This window comes from Actinoplanes derwentensis (genome assembly GCF_900104725.1).
Taxonomy (GTDB): domain Bacteria; phylum Actinomycetota; class Actinomycetes; order Mycobacteriales; family Micromonosporaceae; genus Actinoplanes; species Actinoplanes derwentensis.
The window spans coordinates 2,093,580-2,107,712 of the sequence record NZ_LT629758.1; the positions used below are offsets into that span (position 1 = coordinate 2,093,580).

Consider the following 14,133-nt stretch of genomic DNA (forward strand, 5'->3'; position numbering starts at 1 on the left):
TCACGCGGCCTGCCGCAGTGCGCTCCCGGTGGCGGCGTGCCGGATCCGCTGCCCGGGGACACCGGCCGCGGTGAGGTGGTGGGCGAGACCGGGTGTCGCGTTGTCGACGAGGACCAGCACGTGATGGTCGTCGCCGACCCCGCACGCGGCGGCCAGGGCGCCGAGGTTGAGGGCATCCAGTTCGTGGACGTCGGCCAGGTCGAGGATCAGCCGCACCGGCCGGGTGTGCAGGATCGCGTGGATCAGGGCCCGGCGCAGGCCGATGGCGTCGTCGGCGTCGAGGTCGCCGTGCGGGTGGATGACGAGGGTGCCGTCGGGGCTGCTGCTGACGTCGACAGTGCTAGCGCTCATGGCGAACGCCTCCCGTTTACCGGAACGACCGGGTGCGTAAACGCTAAGGCTTCCGGGAGTTCGCCGTCGAGGGGCTTTCGCGAATTTCCCCTGCTCACAGCTAATTCATAGACTTCCAGATCGGGCCGGACACGGCAACGGTGCCCGCTCGTGACCGAGCGGGCACCGTTCGTACCGGGAATGGATCTAGATCTTGCCGGTGCCGGCGCCCGCGGTGACGGTGGCCTTGACCGTGCTGTTGGCCTCCGGGGTGTAGGAGTAGGGGATCGCCGCGACGCTGGCGCCGTTGCGGACCACCTCGGTGCCCGAGTTGACCTTGTAGTTGTTGAGGACCTTCAAGTTGCCGGCGTCCGAGTCACCCGTCTGGGTGATGGTCGGGTTGGCGACGTTCTCGAAGTAGTTGCGCTCGACGAAGACTCCGGCGTTCTCGGTCGAGGCCACCCCGTACGAGCCGATGTTGCTGTAGTAGTTGTTCAGCACGTGCACCGGGTTCGCGAACCGGACCCGCGGGTGACGCTGGCCGGTGCCCTCGAACCAGTTGTGCACGTAGGTGACGCGCAGCTTCCCGGTGTCCTGGGAGGCGTTGTCGTCGCTGTGGCCGAGCAGCATCGACTTGTCGTGGTTGTGCAGCCGGTTCCACGACACGGTGATGTAGTCCGAGCCGCGCTTGATGTCGATCAGGCCGTCGTACCCGTTGGACAGGTCGTTGTGGTCGATCCAGATGTTGGTCGACCCCTCCTGGACGTTGATCGAGTCGTCGTTCGCGTTGCGGAACACCAGGTTGCGGATGATCACGTTCCGGACGCTGTTCAGGTTGAAGCCGCCGCCGGTGACGCCGGAGCCGGAACCGACCCCGATGATCGTCTTGTTGGAGGCGACGCTGTACATGCCGGAGATCGAGATCAGGCCGGACACCCGGACCGTCTGCGACGTGCCGGAGCTCAGCGCCGACGCGAGCGCCGACGCGGTGGTCACGGTGACCACGGTGGACGCCGAACCGCCGGAGGTGCCGCCGTTGAGGCTGGCGAAACCGACCGGGCTGGTCTCGTAGGCCAGCGCCGGGGACGGGGTGGCGACGGCCAGGCCGCCCGCGGCGATGACACCGGCGGACAGCGCGGCCAGGACGGTGCGGCGACGGGCGCGGGGACGGGGCTCGTGGGACATGCGGGGATTCCCTTCCGTTGGGGGACGGATGCCGTCCGGGGAAGACGGCATGGGTGTGCCGGAAGCGCTTGGGGATACCTGCTAGCGCGCGGCCAGATCGGTGGGTCCGGCCGTACGCTGCGGGTAAGCGCTTTCCTCGGCCGACCGTAAGCGCTGCAATCGACATCTGTCAATGGTGATCTGGGGGCGTTCTCCAGTCGGTTAGGCGACGTGCTCGTTCCCGCCACGTCACCCGTCGGCCTATGGTCCGCATCATCGCGACCAACCGGGCACCTCGTCTGCGCCTCGGTGGCCCGATCGTCGGCCGCCGCCCCGAACAGGACCTTCTCCGAGCCGCCGTGGCCGCCGCCACCACCGGTTCCGGCGGCGTTCTCCTGCTCGTCGGTGAGGCCGGCATCGGCAAGACCCGCCTGGCGGCCGAGACGTCCCGATGGGCCCGCGACACCGGCATGCGCGCTCTCCGGGGACGGGCGACATCCGGTACGGACCACTACCGCCCGCTCCGGGAAGCCTTCATGGCGGCCCTGCGCCGCACCGGCCCACCCACCGACGAGCGGCTGACCCCGTACCGGGCGGCCCTGTCCCGCCTGCTCCCCGAATGGCGCCACCCGGACCAGGGGGCCGCCGGGCCCGACGAGTCGCCGGTGGTCCTCGCCGAGGCGGTGTTGCGGCTGCTCACCGCGTTCGCGGTGGACGACGGGGCGACCGTGGGGTGCCTGATCGTGCTGGAGGACCTGCACGACGCCGACGCGGAGACCCTCGCCGTGCTGGACTACCTGGCCGACCACCTCGCCGATGAACCGGTCGTGCTCGTCGGAACCGCCCGCCCCGGAACCGCCCTGGTCCGCGAACTGTCCCGGCGGCGCGCCGCCACCGTCCTGGAGATCACCGCCCTCACCGGCGACGAGGTCGCCACCCTCGCCGGATCCTGTCTGGGCACCACGGCGGACCAGGTCCCCGGCCCGGTGCTGGACCGGTTGCGCGACACCGCCGACGGCATCCCGTTCCACGTCGAGGAACTGCTCACCGGCATGGTCCTGGACGGCGCGATCACCGTCGACGGCGACGGCTGGCGCCCCCGTACACCGTGGCGGGCGACCATCCCGGCGTCGCTCGCCACGATCCTGGCCACCCGCGCCGACGGTCTCGGCCCGCAGACCCGGGAGTTGCTGCGGGTGGCGGCCCTGTTCGGTGTCCGGTTCCCGGCCGAGGTCGCCGCCGAGGCGGCCGGGATCGACGCCGAGACCCTGACCCGATGCCTGCGCGCCGCCGGCGACGCACACCTGATCATTGCCGACGGCGAACCCGGCGGGTACGCCTTCCGGCACGCCCTGACCGCCGAAGCCCTGCGCGCCGGCCTGCTCCCGGCCGAGACCGCGGAGCTCTCCCGCCGGGCCGCCAGCTCGATCGAACGACGGCACCCCGGCCTGCCGCAGACCTGGGCAGACCTGGCCGCCGACCTCTGGTTCCAGGCCGGCCACCCCCGGCGTACCGCCGAGATCCGGACCGTCCTGGCCGAACGCGCCCGTCTGCAGGGCGCCGTCACCACCGCGATCACCCAGGCCGAACGCGCCCTGTCCCGGCTGGTGGACGGGGACGTGCCGGAGCCGGTCATGACCGGGCTGCGGGCGGTGCTGCTGGACGCGCTCATCGACGCCGGGGAGATCGAGCGGGCCGCCGCTCTCGGCACCTGGCTGGACCTGCACGCACCGTCCGGGCAGCGGGCCGCCGTGCACCTGCGCCTGGCCCGCGCCGCCGGAGCCGCCGGCCGCTGGGCGGAAGGGCTGCGGCAGACCGCCGGGGTCCGGGAACTCGGGCCCGGCCCGGAGATCGCCGCCGAAGTGGACGCCGTGGAGGCGTTCCTGGTGTTCGGGCATCCGGCGCCGGACCGGATGGCCCGGGCGCAGCGCCTGGCCGCCACCGCGCTGCGCGACACCCACCGGCCGGAGGTCGCCTGTGCCGCCCTGGAGGTGCTGGCGAGCTGCGCCCGCGCCCGGGACCTGGACGAGGCCCGGGAACTGTGTGACCGGGCGCTGGCCCTCGCCGACGAGCACCACCTCACCACCTGGCGGGTCCGGATGCTGTTCCACCTGGGCGTTCTGGACGTCATCCACCACGTGGACCCGGCCCGGTTGCGGCTAGCGCACGAGACCGCGACCGTCGCGGGCGCCGTCGTCACCGGGCTGGTGATCGAATGCGAACTGGCGGTCGCCCATCTGACCCGCGGCGAGTTCGCCGAGGCGGAGCGACGGGCCGGGCACGCCGAACAGACCGCCGCCCGGCTCCGGCTGACCGCGACCCGGCTGATCGCCCTCGCGCTGCGTGTCTGCGTCGCCGCCCATTCCGGGTCCAAGTCCGAAACCGATCAGCGGTACGGGCGGTACCGCGCGCTCGGCGGCGAGGACGTCGATCACGCGGCGGCCGTCTGGGGACTGGGACTCGGCTTCGGGGCGCTGCTCGACGACGACCGGGAACGCGCCTGGCATCTGCTGGACCGGGCGGTCGCCAAGGAGGACGACCTGCCACCGCACTACCTGTCGTTCAACCGTGGCCCGCACCTGCTGCTCGCCGTGCTGACCGGCAAGGCGGGCCGCGCCGAACACGACGGCCTGGCCGATTCGGCGCCCGGCCGGGCCCGCTGGAACCGGCAGTTCGTCCTGCTCAGCCGGGCCGTTCTGGACGGCCGTGCGGGTGACGGTGCCGGGGCCGCTGCGGCGGTCGCCGAGTTCGAGGAGCTGTCGGCGCCCTACCCGCTGGCCCGGCACCTGGGGCTGCGGCTGATCGGCGAGGCGGCCGCCATCGACGGCTGGGGCCGGCCGCGGGAGTGGCTGACCACGGCCGAGAACCACTTCCACCGGACCGGGGCGGTACGGGCGGCGGCCGCGTGCCGGGAACGGCTGCGGGCGATGGGCGTACCGCTGCGGCAGCGCCGCCGGGGCAGCGACCGGATCCCACCCGACCTGCGCCGTGCCGGAGTTACCGTGCGTGAGTACGAGGTTCTGCAACTGATCGTCGAACGGCTCGGCAACAAACAGATCGGCGCCCGGCTGTTCCTGTCACCGCGAACCGTCGAGAAACACGTGGCCGGGCTGCTGCTCAAGACCGGGCTGCCGGACCGGGGCGCGCTCGCCCGCGAATACGGGTAGTCCGGCGGCGAACATGGGTTGATCGACTTCGTCGTCTACGGGCCGGCCGGCCACAGACTGCGGAGCATGAAATCACTACTGGCAGTGATCATCGCTGCTTCTCTGGTGGAGCCGTCGTCCGCGTGGACCGTGGTGTCCACGCCCAGCCCCAGCCGGTCGTCGAACCTGCTGCGGGGTGTCGTCTCGGCCGGCCCGGACGCGGTCTGGTCGGTCGGGACGTTCACTCCGGACGGCAGCGGCTACCAGCGGGCTCTCACCCAGCACTGGAACGGGACGCAGTGGCGTACCGTCGCCGTCCCGAACTTCTCCGGCGACCACGACACACTGACCGCGGTGGACGCGGTGTCACCGGGTGACGTGTGGACGGTCGGCCTCACCTCCACGGGCGTCTTCGACCCCGCCCTGCCCGCCTACCCCTCGGGCGCGCGGCCGGTCGTCGCCCACGGGGACGGCGTCTCCTGGACGGTCACCGAACTGCCCGGCGACGGGTACCTGACCGCCGTCGACATGGTCTCCGCCCGCGACGGCTGGGCGGTCGGCTCCACCGGCGGGCAGGCCCTGATCCTGCGCTGGAACGGCACCACCTGGACCGCCGTGCCGGCCCCGGACCTGGGCACCCGGCCGGTCCACCTGACCGGGGTGCTCGGGGACTGGGCGGTCGGCTACACCGGGGCGCTCGGCGGGCCGGCCGAGGCGGTGATCCTGCACTGGGACGGGCTCGGCTGGCAGCCGGTGCGGCTCGACATCGACCGGACCGTGCAGACCGCGCTGTTCAGCGTCGCGGCGGTCACCGATCAGGACGCGTGGGCGGTCGGGTACAGCTGGGCGGCCGGGAAGCGGGCCGGGTTCGCGCTGCGCTGGAACGGGCGCGACTGGGTCCGGGTGCCGGTCGACGTACCGCAGGAGGGCACCCAGTTGCGCAGTGTGGTGGCCGTTCCCACCGGCGTGTGGGCGGTCGGCTACCACATCGTCGACGGTGTGGACAACGCGCTGGTCATGTCGTACGACGGCAAGGGTTTTGTCAAGGATCCTCCGCCCGGCCTGCCGCAGAACGTCGCCGGAACCGCGATCACCGGGGTGGCCGCCACCCCGGCCGGTGAACTGTGGGCGGTCGGCTGTCTCGGCGGGGCGACCCGGGTGCTGCGGCGGATGACCTGAATCCGGGTGGCGGCCACCCATGTGGGCGGGGTGCGGTCGCTGGCAGCGTTCCCGGCATCCGAGTAACCGATCCGATGGGAGACCGACAGTGAGATTGTGGAGAACGATCGCCGTCCCGGCGGTGACCGCGGCCCTCGCCCTGGCCACGACCGCCGTACCCGCCCAGGCCGCGCCGGTGCGGGCCTGCGCCGGCCAGGCCGGAGTCTTCAACGCCTGCCTGACCATCGAGGGCACCCTCACTCCCAACGTCTGGCGGGTCACCGCCGGCCTGGACCGGTACATGTCGCAGGCGGCGTGTGAGGCGATCCTGCCGGTCGGTGAGTTCGGTGGCGCGCTCTACTCCAACGACGACGGGTTCCTCGACGAGCTGACCCTCGCGTGGGTGGCGTGCGGACCCGCCGGGCTCGGGGTCGAGTTCGTCGAGGACGAGCCGTACTACGTCCTGGACGAGGACACCGACGGCAAGGACGAGCTGTACGCGAAGATCAACTACTTCAACCCGACTACCGGCCGATCCGAGGTCTACCAGACCGGGCTGGTCCAGAAGGAGTTCCGCAAGGGGATCCCGGTCGACTGAGACGACACGGGCCGGCCGGGTGGGTTCACCGGGCCGGCCCGCACCCACCGGGGGAGAATGCGGGCATGGCGACGAAGATGACCGAGACCGAGGTTCGTGACTTCCTCACGGCCGGCACCCGGACCGGAAAACTGGCGACGGTACGCGCCGACGGCTCCCCGCACGTGGTGCCGATCTGGTTCGTGCTCGACGGCGACGACCTGGTGTTCAACACCGGCGCCGACACCGTCAAAGGCAAGGCGATCCTCCGGGACCCGCGGGTGGCGATCTGTGTGGACTCCGAGATCGCCCCGTTCGCGTACGTCACCGTCCGCGGCACCGCCACCGTCAGCACCGACCTGCCCGACATGCTGATCTGGGCCACCCGGATCGCCCACCGTTACATGGGCGCTGACCTGGCCGAGCAGTACGGCACCCGCAACGCCGTCGACGGTGAACTGCTGGTCCGGGTCCGGATGGCGAGGATCCACGGGTTCACCGGCGTCGCCTCATGACCGGGCGTCCACCCCGACCCGACGGTTCATCGCCGACCGCAGCCGGTGCCGCACCGTCAGACTCGGCGTGAACGAGCGCGGCTCCCGGATCCGCCGGTTCCCGATCTTGCGCCAGAACCGTTCCGGGCACTCGCCGCGCAGACTGCGGAAATCGGGGTACGGCACCGGCGTCAACTCCAGCGACAGCCACGCGTCGGTGGTCAGCACCCGGTGCCACTCGGCCAGCGGCATCCGCAGGTAGTGCTCCGGCTTCGCCGACTTGTCCACCGACGTGACGGTCAGGACCTTCACGTAGCCGGGCGTCCGCTCCCACACCACCACCGGCCGGTCCTTGTGGTTGTCGTCGTCGTGGATGATCGCCGCGTTCCACACCTGACCCGGCTCCGGCGGCCAGCTCGCCAGCCCCGGCGGGCGCGGCCAGAACGGCGGCCCGTGCCGCAGCCACCGCCGCAGCCGCCACCCACCGGTCAGCACCGCGACCAGCCCGGCCGCCGCGAGCACCACGATCAGCAGCGTCACCGCCAGCTCCCGAGGATCGGTGCTCCGGGTCGCGAACGGTCCCGGCCCGAGCGCGGCCGCACCGGCCACCACCAGCAGGATCACCCCGTCCCGGATCAGCAGCACCGGCCAGTACCCGGTGTCCAGCACCCGCCAGCACGCCAGATAGCCGGCCGTCACGATCGCCGACACCAGCCACGCCCGCACCAGCGAGGTCGTCCCCGCGGTCGACAGCTCGGCCCCCACGACCAGCGTCACCAGCAGCGCCGCCCGCACCGCGATCCACCCGGACGACGACTTCCACCAGGCCGGGCTCACCCACCGCGTCACCACGAACGCCGCCACCGGTGCCAGCCCGGCGGCCACGAAGTCGAGCACCGTCAGCGAACGACCGAGGTCGACGATCAACAGCACCGGCGCCGGTACGATCAACGACCCGGCCGCCACCACGAACGGCGCCGCGAACCCCGCCGACGGATAGCCCCGTCGTCTGCGCCAGTGGAACCGGTTGCCCGGCCCCGGCGTGACCAGCGCGCCCAGCAGAACCGGGACCAGGATCAGAAGCATCCGCGAATGGTGCCGTCGTCGATGCGCCACCCGTCGGACAGCCGGTACGCCGATCACGGTCCTTCGCCCGGATAGCCGTCGTACGGCTATCAGCTGCGAGCCGCCCTGCAACTGGCGCTCGGCCCGATGGCCGACGCCCTCAAAGAGAGCAAGGTCTACGTCACTCTCACCCGGCTGGAGCGCGCCGGCCTGGTCAGCTCCGAGCGCAAGGTCTGCGCGCTCACCGCTGCCGGGTGGCAGCGGGGTGTCGACTGGCTGGAGGCCTGCGCCCCATTGCTGTAAGGCAAGGGGTTCAGCGGCACGTCACCGCGATGGTTGCCCGCAGAACCCTGACAAGCGGCCGCCCGCACCAGCGGACGGCCGCTTGTCAGACCTGTCCGGGCTTACGCGAGTTCGGTCGTGGCGCCCAGGATGTAGCCGTGCGAAGACGGGCACTGCGCCGCGGAGGGCAGCTGGGTCTGCGGGGCGAACCAGTACCCGTAGAAGTAGGTTCCGCCGGAGGTCGGGCTCGGGGCGCAGGTGATCCGGACCCGGTAGTAGCCGGTCCCGATCTGGCACCGCGTCCAGGACGACATGTTCGACCAGTTGATGTTCTTGGAGGCGATGGTGCAGAGGTTCGGCTTCGCCGCGGCCGGCGTGGCGGTGGCGGCGACAACGGTGCCGGCCGCCAGCGGCAGCATGGCGGCGCCGATCAGGGCCCTTCGCAGACGAGACATCGGTGTTTCCTTCCCCGTGTGGACAAAGCGACGATGATCATTGCACGAGCGGTTCGCCGGTGGGAATGGGTGGACGTGCTGGAGAGGGACGCCGCGGACTACGGGCTGCCGGTGCGCCGCCGGCGACAACATGCCTCAGCCCGGGAGATCGGAAGTCTGGTGTCTACGGCGAGCCGGTTGCCCCCGGAACAGGTCGAACTCCTGATCGCGCAGGCCCGGAGCGGTGACCCGGCGGCCGCCCATGCGGTGGGCGTCGTCAGGACGCGCCTGCCGGGACTGATCCGGGGTGGGCGGCCGGGAGCGTAGGTGATGGGCACGATGGCAGCCGGTCAGTCCGGGCCGCCTCCGCCCGGCGGCCGCGCCGACGGCCTTGCCGGTACGCCTGTCTCGCGCGGACTCTCGCGATCGGCCATGCACTGCGGTCGGTCGCGGTTTCTGTCGTACCCCCGCGTTATGTTCGTGGCCAGTCGGACAACCGGGAGCGGAGGGCGGAGATGGCGGCGCGGTCCAGTCCGTAAAGGGTGAAGCGGGCGTCGTCGAGGCGGTCGAGGTAACGGCCTGCGTCGGCGATGTCCTCGGGGTCGAGGGCCGGGTCGGCGGCGTGGGCGAGTTCCAGGACCCGGGGGAGGGGGTAACGTTCGAGAGCTGCGGCGACGTCGATGTAATCGCGGACTTCGCGCCGGTTGACCAGGGCGGCGACCTTCGTGGCGACCAGGTCGTCGAGGTGCATGACCGGGCCGAGGTCCATCACCACGGGGGCTCGGTTGCGGTCCAGGCGGCACAGGGTGAGGCGTAGGGCGCGGTGTTCGCCCGCGACCAGGAACTCCTGGATGTCGGCGTTCATGCCTTCGAACAGTTCGTCGGCTTCCTCGGGGACCACACGGTAACCGGCGGCGGTCAGTGCGGACGTCACCTCGCCGGCTGCGGCGGCCACCGCTCCGGCCGTGTCGGTGAACAGGTCGAGGTCTTCGGTGGGGCGGGCCACCAGGCCGTTGACCAGCCAGGCGACGCCGCCGCCGAGGACGAAGCCGTGTTTGTCGGCGACGTTGAGGGCGATCCGGGCGATGTCGCGGTAGAAGTCGTCGACGCTCACGCGGCGATGGCCAGCGCGCGCAGCCGGGGGTGACGTGCTTCCCAGGCGGCGCGGACTCCACGGGGGAGGTTGAGTTCGGGCCACAGCCGGATCAGGACCGTGCCGTTGACGTATTCGCGCAGCTCGTCGACGCGGATGGCTTCGCGGAGCACGTTCTCATACATCCACAGCAGCATGGTGTGCTGGCTCAGGTCGAAGGCCCGCTGCGGCTGCCACCAGAGGCGCAGCGGCAGCTCGACGATCCCGGTGGCAGGGCCGTGCAGCTCGCCGAGCGTCCCCGCCACGACCACGGGCCGGTGCGGCCGGGCGAGGTGTGTGACCGGGGCGGTACTCACTGACATGTCATCAGCCTAAACCGACACACCGTACAGAAGGCAAACAGCTAGGTTCCTAGGATGGTCTAGCGGGTGTAATGTGGCCAGCATCGTCGATGTCAGCCGAGGGAGGTGAGACCCCATGAACGCAGTGATGAGGGTGCTCCCCGGTCGATCGGCGTAAGTGCCGCCGGGGAGCACGAGGCACTCCCCGAAAGGCGACACCGCCATGTTTGACGTGATCATCACCGGGTGCGGCCCGGTCGGCGCGATGCTGGCCGCCGAACTCCGCCTGCACGACGTCCGGGTCCTGGTCCTGGAGCAGGACACCGAACCCGTGTCGTTCGCCCGCATCGTCGGCCTGCACATCCGCAGCATCGAGCTGATGGCGATGCGCGGCCTGCTGGACCGTCTGCTCGCGCACGGCCGCCGGCGTCCGGCCGGCGCCTACTTCGCGGCCATCGACAAACCCGCACCCCAAGACCTTGATTCGCCGTACGCCTACCTGCTCGGGATCCCGCAGCCGGTCGTCGTGCGACTGCTCGAAGAACACGCGGCCACCGCGGGCGCGAGCATCCGGCGCGGTGCCGCCGTGGCCGGTTTCGATCAGGAAGCGGACGGGGTGACGGTCGAACTGGCCGACGGGGAACAGCTGCGCACCCGCTATCTGGTCGGCTGCGACGGCGCACACAGCACGGTTCGGCGGCTGCTCGGTGTCGGCTTCCCCGGCGAACCGACACGCAACGAGACGCTGATGGGCGAGATGGCGGTGACCACACCACCGTCGGGACCGCTCGATCGACGGGTCGACATCCGTCCGGTGGGCGACGGGCTCTACCGGGTCATCGTTCCGGCGGCCACCACCGGGGAGCCGCCCACCCTCGACGACTTCCGCCAGCAGCTGCGCGTTCTCACCGGCACCGACTTCGGGGTGCACTCGCCGCGCTGGCTGTCCCGGTTCGGTGACGCCACCCGGCTGGCCGACCGGTACCGGATCGGCCGGGTGCTGCTGGCCGGTGACGCCGCCCACATCCATCCGCCGATCGGCGGCCAGGGCCTGAACCTGGGCCTGCAGGACGCGGTCAACCTGGGCTGGAAACTGGCCGCCCAGGTCCACGGCCGGGCGCCGGGCACGTTGCTCGACACCTACCAGACCGAACGCCATCCGGTCGCCGCCGACGTACTGGACAACACCCGCGCCCAGCGGGAACTGCTGTCCGACGAACCGGGCGCGCAGGCGGTCCGCCGGCTCCTGATCGAGCTGATGGACTTCGACGAGGTGAACCGCCGTCTGCTGGAGAAGATCACCGGAATCGGTGTCCGCTACGACTTCGGTCCCGGCCCGGACCTGCTCGGCCGCCGGATGCCCGAGATCAAGACGCGGCAGGGCGACCTCTACGGGCTGCTGCACCGGGGTCGTGGCCTGCTGCTGGACTGCACCGGTCACCTGAACACCGGCGGCCGGGCCGACCACCTCGCGGATCCGTCGCTGGCCCTGGACGCACCCGCCGTCCTGCTGCGCCCGGACGGCCACGTGGCTTGGCTCGGCGACGACCAGCAAGACCTGGACACCCACCTCACCCGCTGGTTCGGCGAACCCACCGGCTGACGCCCATCTGTGTGGTGACTTCGGGTGCGAATCGCACCCGAAGTCACCACACGAGCCTGGCGAACCGGAGCCGGCGGCGGATCTCTGATAGAACGGCTTCCATGCGCATCATGTTCGTTTCGGTTCCGCTGCAGGGTCACCTGCTGCCGTTGATCCCGTTCGCTGCCGCGTGCCGGGATGCCGGGCACGACGTGATCCTGGCGTCCGGTGGGTTCCCGCCCGATGTCCTCGGTCTGCGGTCCGAGGACATCGGGGCCGGCTTCGACCTGCCGCGCAGTGCGCTGCGCACCACCGTGGGCAATCCGCGTCTGGCCCTTGCCGAACTGCGCGGGGCCGCTGGTCACTCCATGGTCGGGGAGATCTTCGGCCGGGCCAACCTGGCGCTGGTGGAGCCGCTGACGGCCCTGGCCGAGCGGGAACGCCCCGACGTGATCGTCTTCGAGCCGCTCAGTGAGGCCGGGGCGATCGTGGCGGGGCGGCTGTCGATTCCGTCGGTGCTGCAGGAGAACACGCTGTGGCCCGCCGACGAACTGTTCCGGTCGGTGACGGCCAGCAGCTCCTTCGCCGGTCTGACAGTGCCCGCTCCGAGCCTGACGATTTCGGTCATCCCGCCGAGTCTGCGGGCCGGTGCCATCGTGGGCGCGGTGACGATGCGCCCGGTGCCGTCCTCGGGCGGCGGCCCGATCCCCGGCTGGCTGCGCACTCCCGGTGACCGGCCGCGGGTCCTGGTCAGCCGCAGCACCCTGCAGGGCCCGGCGCCGGGCGATCCGACGGCCGCGGTGATCGCCGCCGCTACGTCGGTGGATGCCGAGTTCGTGCTGGTCCGAGCCAAGATCAAGAGAAGATTGCCGGCTAACGTACGGCCGGTCGGGCGCGTCCCCATCGCCGAGGCACTGCCGTTCGCGGCCGGGTTCATCCACCACGCCGGGGCCGGCAGCATCCTGGGTGGCCTGGCCGCCGGAGTGCCGCAGTTGGTGGCACCCGGCCCCGGCGACCGCACCCACAACGCCGGCATGCTGGCCGGAAGCGGTGCCGGCCTCTCGGTCGCCGCGAAATCGATCACCGCCGCCGACCTGACCCGGCTGCTGACCGATCCGGCGCTGCGGGCCGCGGCCCGGGACGTGGCGGCCGAGATCGCGTCGATGCCGTCCCCGGCCGAGGTGGTTCCGGCCCTGGAGCGTCTGGTGTGAGCGTCGACCAGCTGACCATGCCATTGGAGAACCTGGCCGCGGGAGCCGTCGACTGGATGATCGGGGCGGCACGCAGCACCGGCGGCGGCTTGACGTGGGCGAGTACCGCGACCGGCGATGAGGCTGACCACACGCTGTACAGCGGCGGGGCGGGGATCGTGCTGGCACTGCTGGAAGCCCAGCGTCACTTCCGGGACGACCGCTACGGCGACGCCGCTGTCCGTGGCGCGGCAGCGATGGCCGCCGCTGTCGACGACGAACAGGACTGTTCGTTGTATTTCGGTCTGTCCGGGACCGCGGTGACCCTGCGCGCGGTACACAACCTGCTCGGCGATCCCGCTGCGGACCGGGCCGCCGTACGGGCGCTGAGCCGGGTGCGCTCGCGTTTCGACGGCCGGCGCTGGGGTGACATGTTCGAGCTGCTCTTCGGCAACGCCGGCATCGCGCTGGGTGCGCTACACGCCGGTGACCTGGATCTCGCGGTCCTGGCCGTGGAGCCCTACCTCGACACCGCGGACCGGACTCCCGGCGGGGTCAACTGGGCGGTTCGCCCCAGCCCGCCGCGTTCGCATCACATCGCACACGGCACGCTGGGCATCGTGTCCGCGCTTGCGGCCGTGGGCGCCGCCGCCGGCCGCGACGACCTGATCGAACTGGCCCTGGCCGGGGCCGCCGACGTGGTGTCGCGTGACGAGGCGGGACCGGCGGGTTTCCTCGTTCCGCATTCCGACCCGCCGCACCGGCCCGACCTGATCGAGCGCTACAGCTACGGCTGGTGCAACGGCCCGGCGGGCGACGCGCAGGTCTTCCGGCTGCTCGGTGCGCTCACCGGGGACGCCGCCTGGACCGTGCTGGCCGACCGGTGCTGGCACACCGTCACTCACTGCGGACTTCCGCGCCGTGTGCGCCCCGGTTTCTGGGACAACAACGGCCGGTGCTGCGGGACCGCCGGAGTCCTGGCGCTGGCCTGCGACCGGCATGTCGAGCAGGGGGAGTCGCTCGACTTCGCCGGCGTGCTGGTCGACGACCTGGTCACCCTCGCGACCGTCGACGCCGACGGGGTGCGCTGGTCGAATCACGAGCACCGGGCGACACCGAGCACGCTCGAACCCCACGTCGGCTGGGCGATGGGTAATGCCGGCATCGTCCGTGAACTGTTGCGGTTCGCCCGGGTCGCTGCCGGGGCGGATCCCGCGTACGCGGTGGCCTGGCCCGACCAGCCGACGGCGTCGCGCCGCACGTGAGTTTCGGTAGAG

At 71.6% G+C, this 14,133-nt stretch carries 14 protein-coding genes and 1 pseudogene; 9 read left to right on the forward strand and 6 right to left on the reverse strand.

Going from position 1 to position 14,133, the window contains the following annotated elements; translation table 11 throughout:
• Both BLU81_RS09555 and BLU81_RS09560 read right to left on the reverse strand, forming a co-directional pair.
• Positions 1-351, reverse strand: a complete 351-nt coding sequence (locus BLU81_RS09555) for an STAS domain-containing protein (protein WP_092543534.1) — start codon at positions 349-351, stop codon at positions 1-3.
• 186 nt (positions 352-537) lie between these two features.
• Positions 538-1,515, reverse strand: a complete 978-nt coding sequence (locus tag BLU81_RS09560) for a pectate lyase family protein (protein WP_092543536.1) — start codon at positions 1,513-1,515, stop codon at positions 538-540.
• Positions 1,516-1,757: 242 nt separating this feature from the next.
• Between BLU81_RS09560 and BLU81_RS09565 the strand changes: the two genes are divergently transcribed.
• From BLU81_RS09565 to BLU81_RS09580, 4 genes are all read left to right on the forward strand, one after another.
• Complete coding sequence (locus BLU81_RS09565) at positions 1,758-4,661, forward strand: helix-turn-helix transcriptional regulator (protein ID WP_092543538.1); 2,904 nt, start codon at positions 1,758-1,760, stop codon at positions 4,659-4,661.
• A gap of 66 nt (positions 4,662-4,727) precedes the next feature.
• Positions 4,728-5,819 (forward strand): hypothetical protein, encoded by a 1,092-nt coding sequence (locus tag BLU81_RS09570; protein ID WP_157751437.1) that lies wholly within the window; start codon positions 4,728-4,730, stop codon positions 5,817-5,819.
• An 88-nt stretch (positions 5,820-5,907) separates the two neighbouring features.
• Positions 5,908-6,396, forward strand: a complete 489-nt coding sequence (locus tag BLU81_RS09575; RefSeq protein WP_157751438.1) for a hypothetical protein — start codon at positions 5,908-5,910, stop codon at positions 6,394-6,396.
• A 65-nt stretch (positions 6,397-6,461) separates the two neighbouring features.
• Positions 6,462-6,890, forward strand: a complete 429-nt coding sequence (locus BLU81_RS09580) for a PPOX class F420-dependent oxidoreductase (RefSeq protein ID WP_092543544.1) — start codon at positions 6,462-6,464, stop codon at positions 6,888-6,890.
• On the opposite strand, the gene BLU81_RS09585 is transcribed toward BLU81_RS09580, so the two are convergent.
• Positions 6,885-7,955, reverse strand: a complete 1,071-nt coding sequence (locus BLU81_RS09585; RefSeq protein ID WP_092543546.1) for a hypothetical protein — start codon at positions 7,953-7,955, stop codon at positions 6,885-6,887. The two genes, BLU81_RS09580 and BLU81_RS09585, sit on opposite strands and share 6 nt — an antisense overlap.
• Before the next feature lie 87 nt (positions 7,956-8,042).
• On the opposite strand from BLU81_RS09585, the pseudogene BLU81_RS09590 reads away from it, so the two are divergent.
• Positions 8,043-8,237: pseudogene (locus BLU81_RS09590) on the forward strand (hypothetical protein); the annotation flags it as partial.
• A gap of 101 nt (positions 8,238-8,338) precedes the next feature.
• Here BLU81_RS09590 and BLU81_RS09595 read toward each other — a convergent pair.
• Complete coding sequence (locus BLU81_RS09595; RefSeq protein ID WP_157751439.1) at positions 8,339-8,671, reverse strand: hypothetical protein; 333 nt, start codon at positions 8,669-8,671, stop codon at positions 8,339-8,341.
• Between the two features lie 33 nt (positions 8,672-8,704).
• Here BLU81_RS09595 and BLU81_RS09600 point away from each other — a divergent pair, with 33 nt between their 5' ends.
• On the forward strand, positions 8,705-8,977 hold the full coding sequence (locus BLU81_RS09600; protein ID WP_157751440.1) for a hypothetical protein: 273 nt from the start codon (positions 8,705-8,707) through the stop codon (positions 8,975-8,977).
• A gap of 145 nt (positions 8,978-9,122) precedes the next feature.
• On the opposite strand, the gene BLU81_RS09605 is transcribed toward BLU81_RS09600, so the two are convergent.
• Positions 9,123-9,764 carry a nucleotidyl transferase AbiEii/AbiGii toxin family protein gene (locus BLU81_RS09605; protein WP_092543554.1) on the reverse strand — a complete coding sequence of 214 codons (642 nt, stop codon included), beginning with the start codon at positions 9,762-9,764 and terminating at the stop codon, positions 9,123-9,125.
• On the reverse strand, positions 9,761-10,105 hold the full coding sequence (locus tag BLU81_RS09610) for a hypothetical protein (RefSeq protein WP_092543556.1): 345 nt from the start codon (positions 10,103-10,105) through the stop codon (positions 9,761-9,763). Before BLU81_RS09610 ends, BLU81_RS09605 begins: the two co-directional genes overlap by 4 nt.
• A 202-nt stretch (positions 10,106-10,307) precedes the next feature.
• On the opposite strand from BLU81_RS09610, the gene BLU81_RS09615 reads away from it, so the two are divergent.
• From BLU81_RS09615 to BLU81_RS09625, 3 genes are all read left to right on the forward strand, one after another.
• Positions 10,308-11,687 carry an FAD-dependent monooxygenase gene (locus tag BLU81_RS09615; protein ID WP_092543558.1) on the forward strand — a complete coding sequence of 460 codons (1,380 nt, stop codon included), beginning with the start codon at positions 10,308-10,310 and terminating at the stop codon, positions 11,685-11,687.
• 101 nt (positions 11,688-11,788) lie between these two features.
• The gene (locus tag BLU81_RS09620; protein WP_092543560.1) at positions 11,789-12,877 is read left to right on the forward strand and encodes a glycosyltransferase; all 1,089 of its coding nucleotides are present in this window, start codon (positions 11,789-11,791) and stop codon (positions 12,875-12,877) included.
• On the forward strand, positions 12,874-14,121 hold the full coding sequence (locus BLU81_RS09625; RefSeq protein ID WP_197686163.1) for a lanthionine synthetase LanC family protein: 1,248 nt from the start codon (positions 12,874-12,876) through the stop codon (positions 14,119-14,121). The genes BLU81_RS09620 and BLU81_RS09625 overlap by 4 nt, the downstream gene beginning before the upstream one ends.
• Positions 14,122-14,133 lie beyond the last annotated feature (12 nt).

What these genes read in the sequence shown, in the direction of transcription:
- BLU81_RS09555 (WP_092543534.1), bottom strand. Translation starts at nt 351, where the DNA reads ATGAGCGCTAGCACTGTCGACGTCAGCAGCAGCCCCGACGGCACCCTC.
- BLU81_RS09560 (WP_092543536.1), bottom strand. Translation starts at nt 1,515, where the DNA reads ATGTCCCACGAGCCCCGTCCCCGCGCCCGTCGCCGCACCGTCCTGGCC.
- BLU81_RS09565 (WP_092543538.1), top strand. Translation starts at nt 1,758, where the DNA reads ATGGTCCGCATCATCGCGACCAACCGGGCACCTCGTCTGCGCCTCGGT.
- BLU81_RS09570 (WP_157751437.1), top strand. Translation starts at nt 4,728, where the DNA reads ATGAAATCACTACTGGCAGTGATCATCGCTGCTTCTCTGGTGGAGCCG.
- BLU81_RS09580 (WP_092543544.1), top strand. Translation starts at nt 6,462, where the DNA reads ATGGCGACGAAGATGACCGAGACCGAGGTTCGTGACTTCCTCACGGCC.
- BLU81_RS09585 (WP_092543546.1), bottom strand. Translation starts at nt 7,955, where the DNA reads ATGCTTCTGATCCTGGTCCCGGTTCTGCTGGGCGCGCTGGTCACGCCG.
- BLU81_RS09595 (WP_157751439.1), bottom strand. Translation starts at nt 8,671, where the DNA reads ATGTCTCGTCTGCGAAGGGCCCTGATCGGCGCCGCCATGCTGCCGCTG.
- BLU81_RS09600 (WP_157751440.1), top strand. Translation starts at nt 8,705, where the DNA reads ATGATCATTGCACGAGCGGTTCGCCGGTGGGAATGGGTGGACGTGCTG.
- BLU81_RS09610 (WP_092543556.1), bottom strand. Translation starts at nt 10,105, where the DNA reads ATGTCAGTGAGTACCGCCCCGGTCACACACCTCGCCCGGCCGCACCGG.
- BLU81_RS09615 (WP_092543558.1), top strand. Translation starts at nt 10,308, where the DNA reads ATGTTTGACGTGATCATCACCGGGTGCGGCCCGGTCGGCGCGATGCTG.
- BLU81_RS09620 (WP_092543560.1), top strand. Translation starts at nt 11,789, where the DNA reads ATGCGCATCATGTTCGTTTCGGTTCCGCTGCAGGGTCACCTGCTGCCG.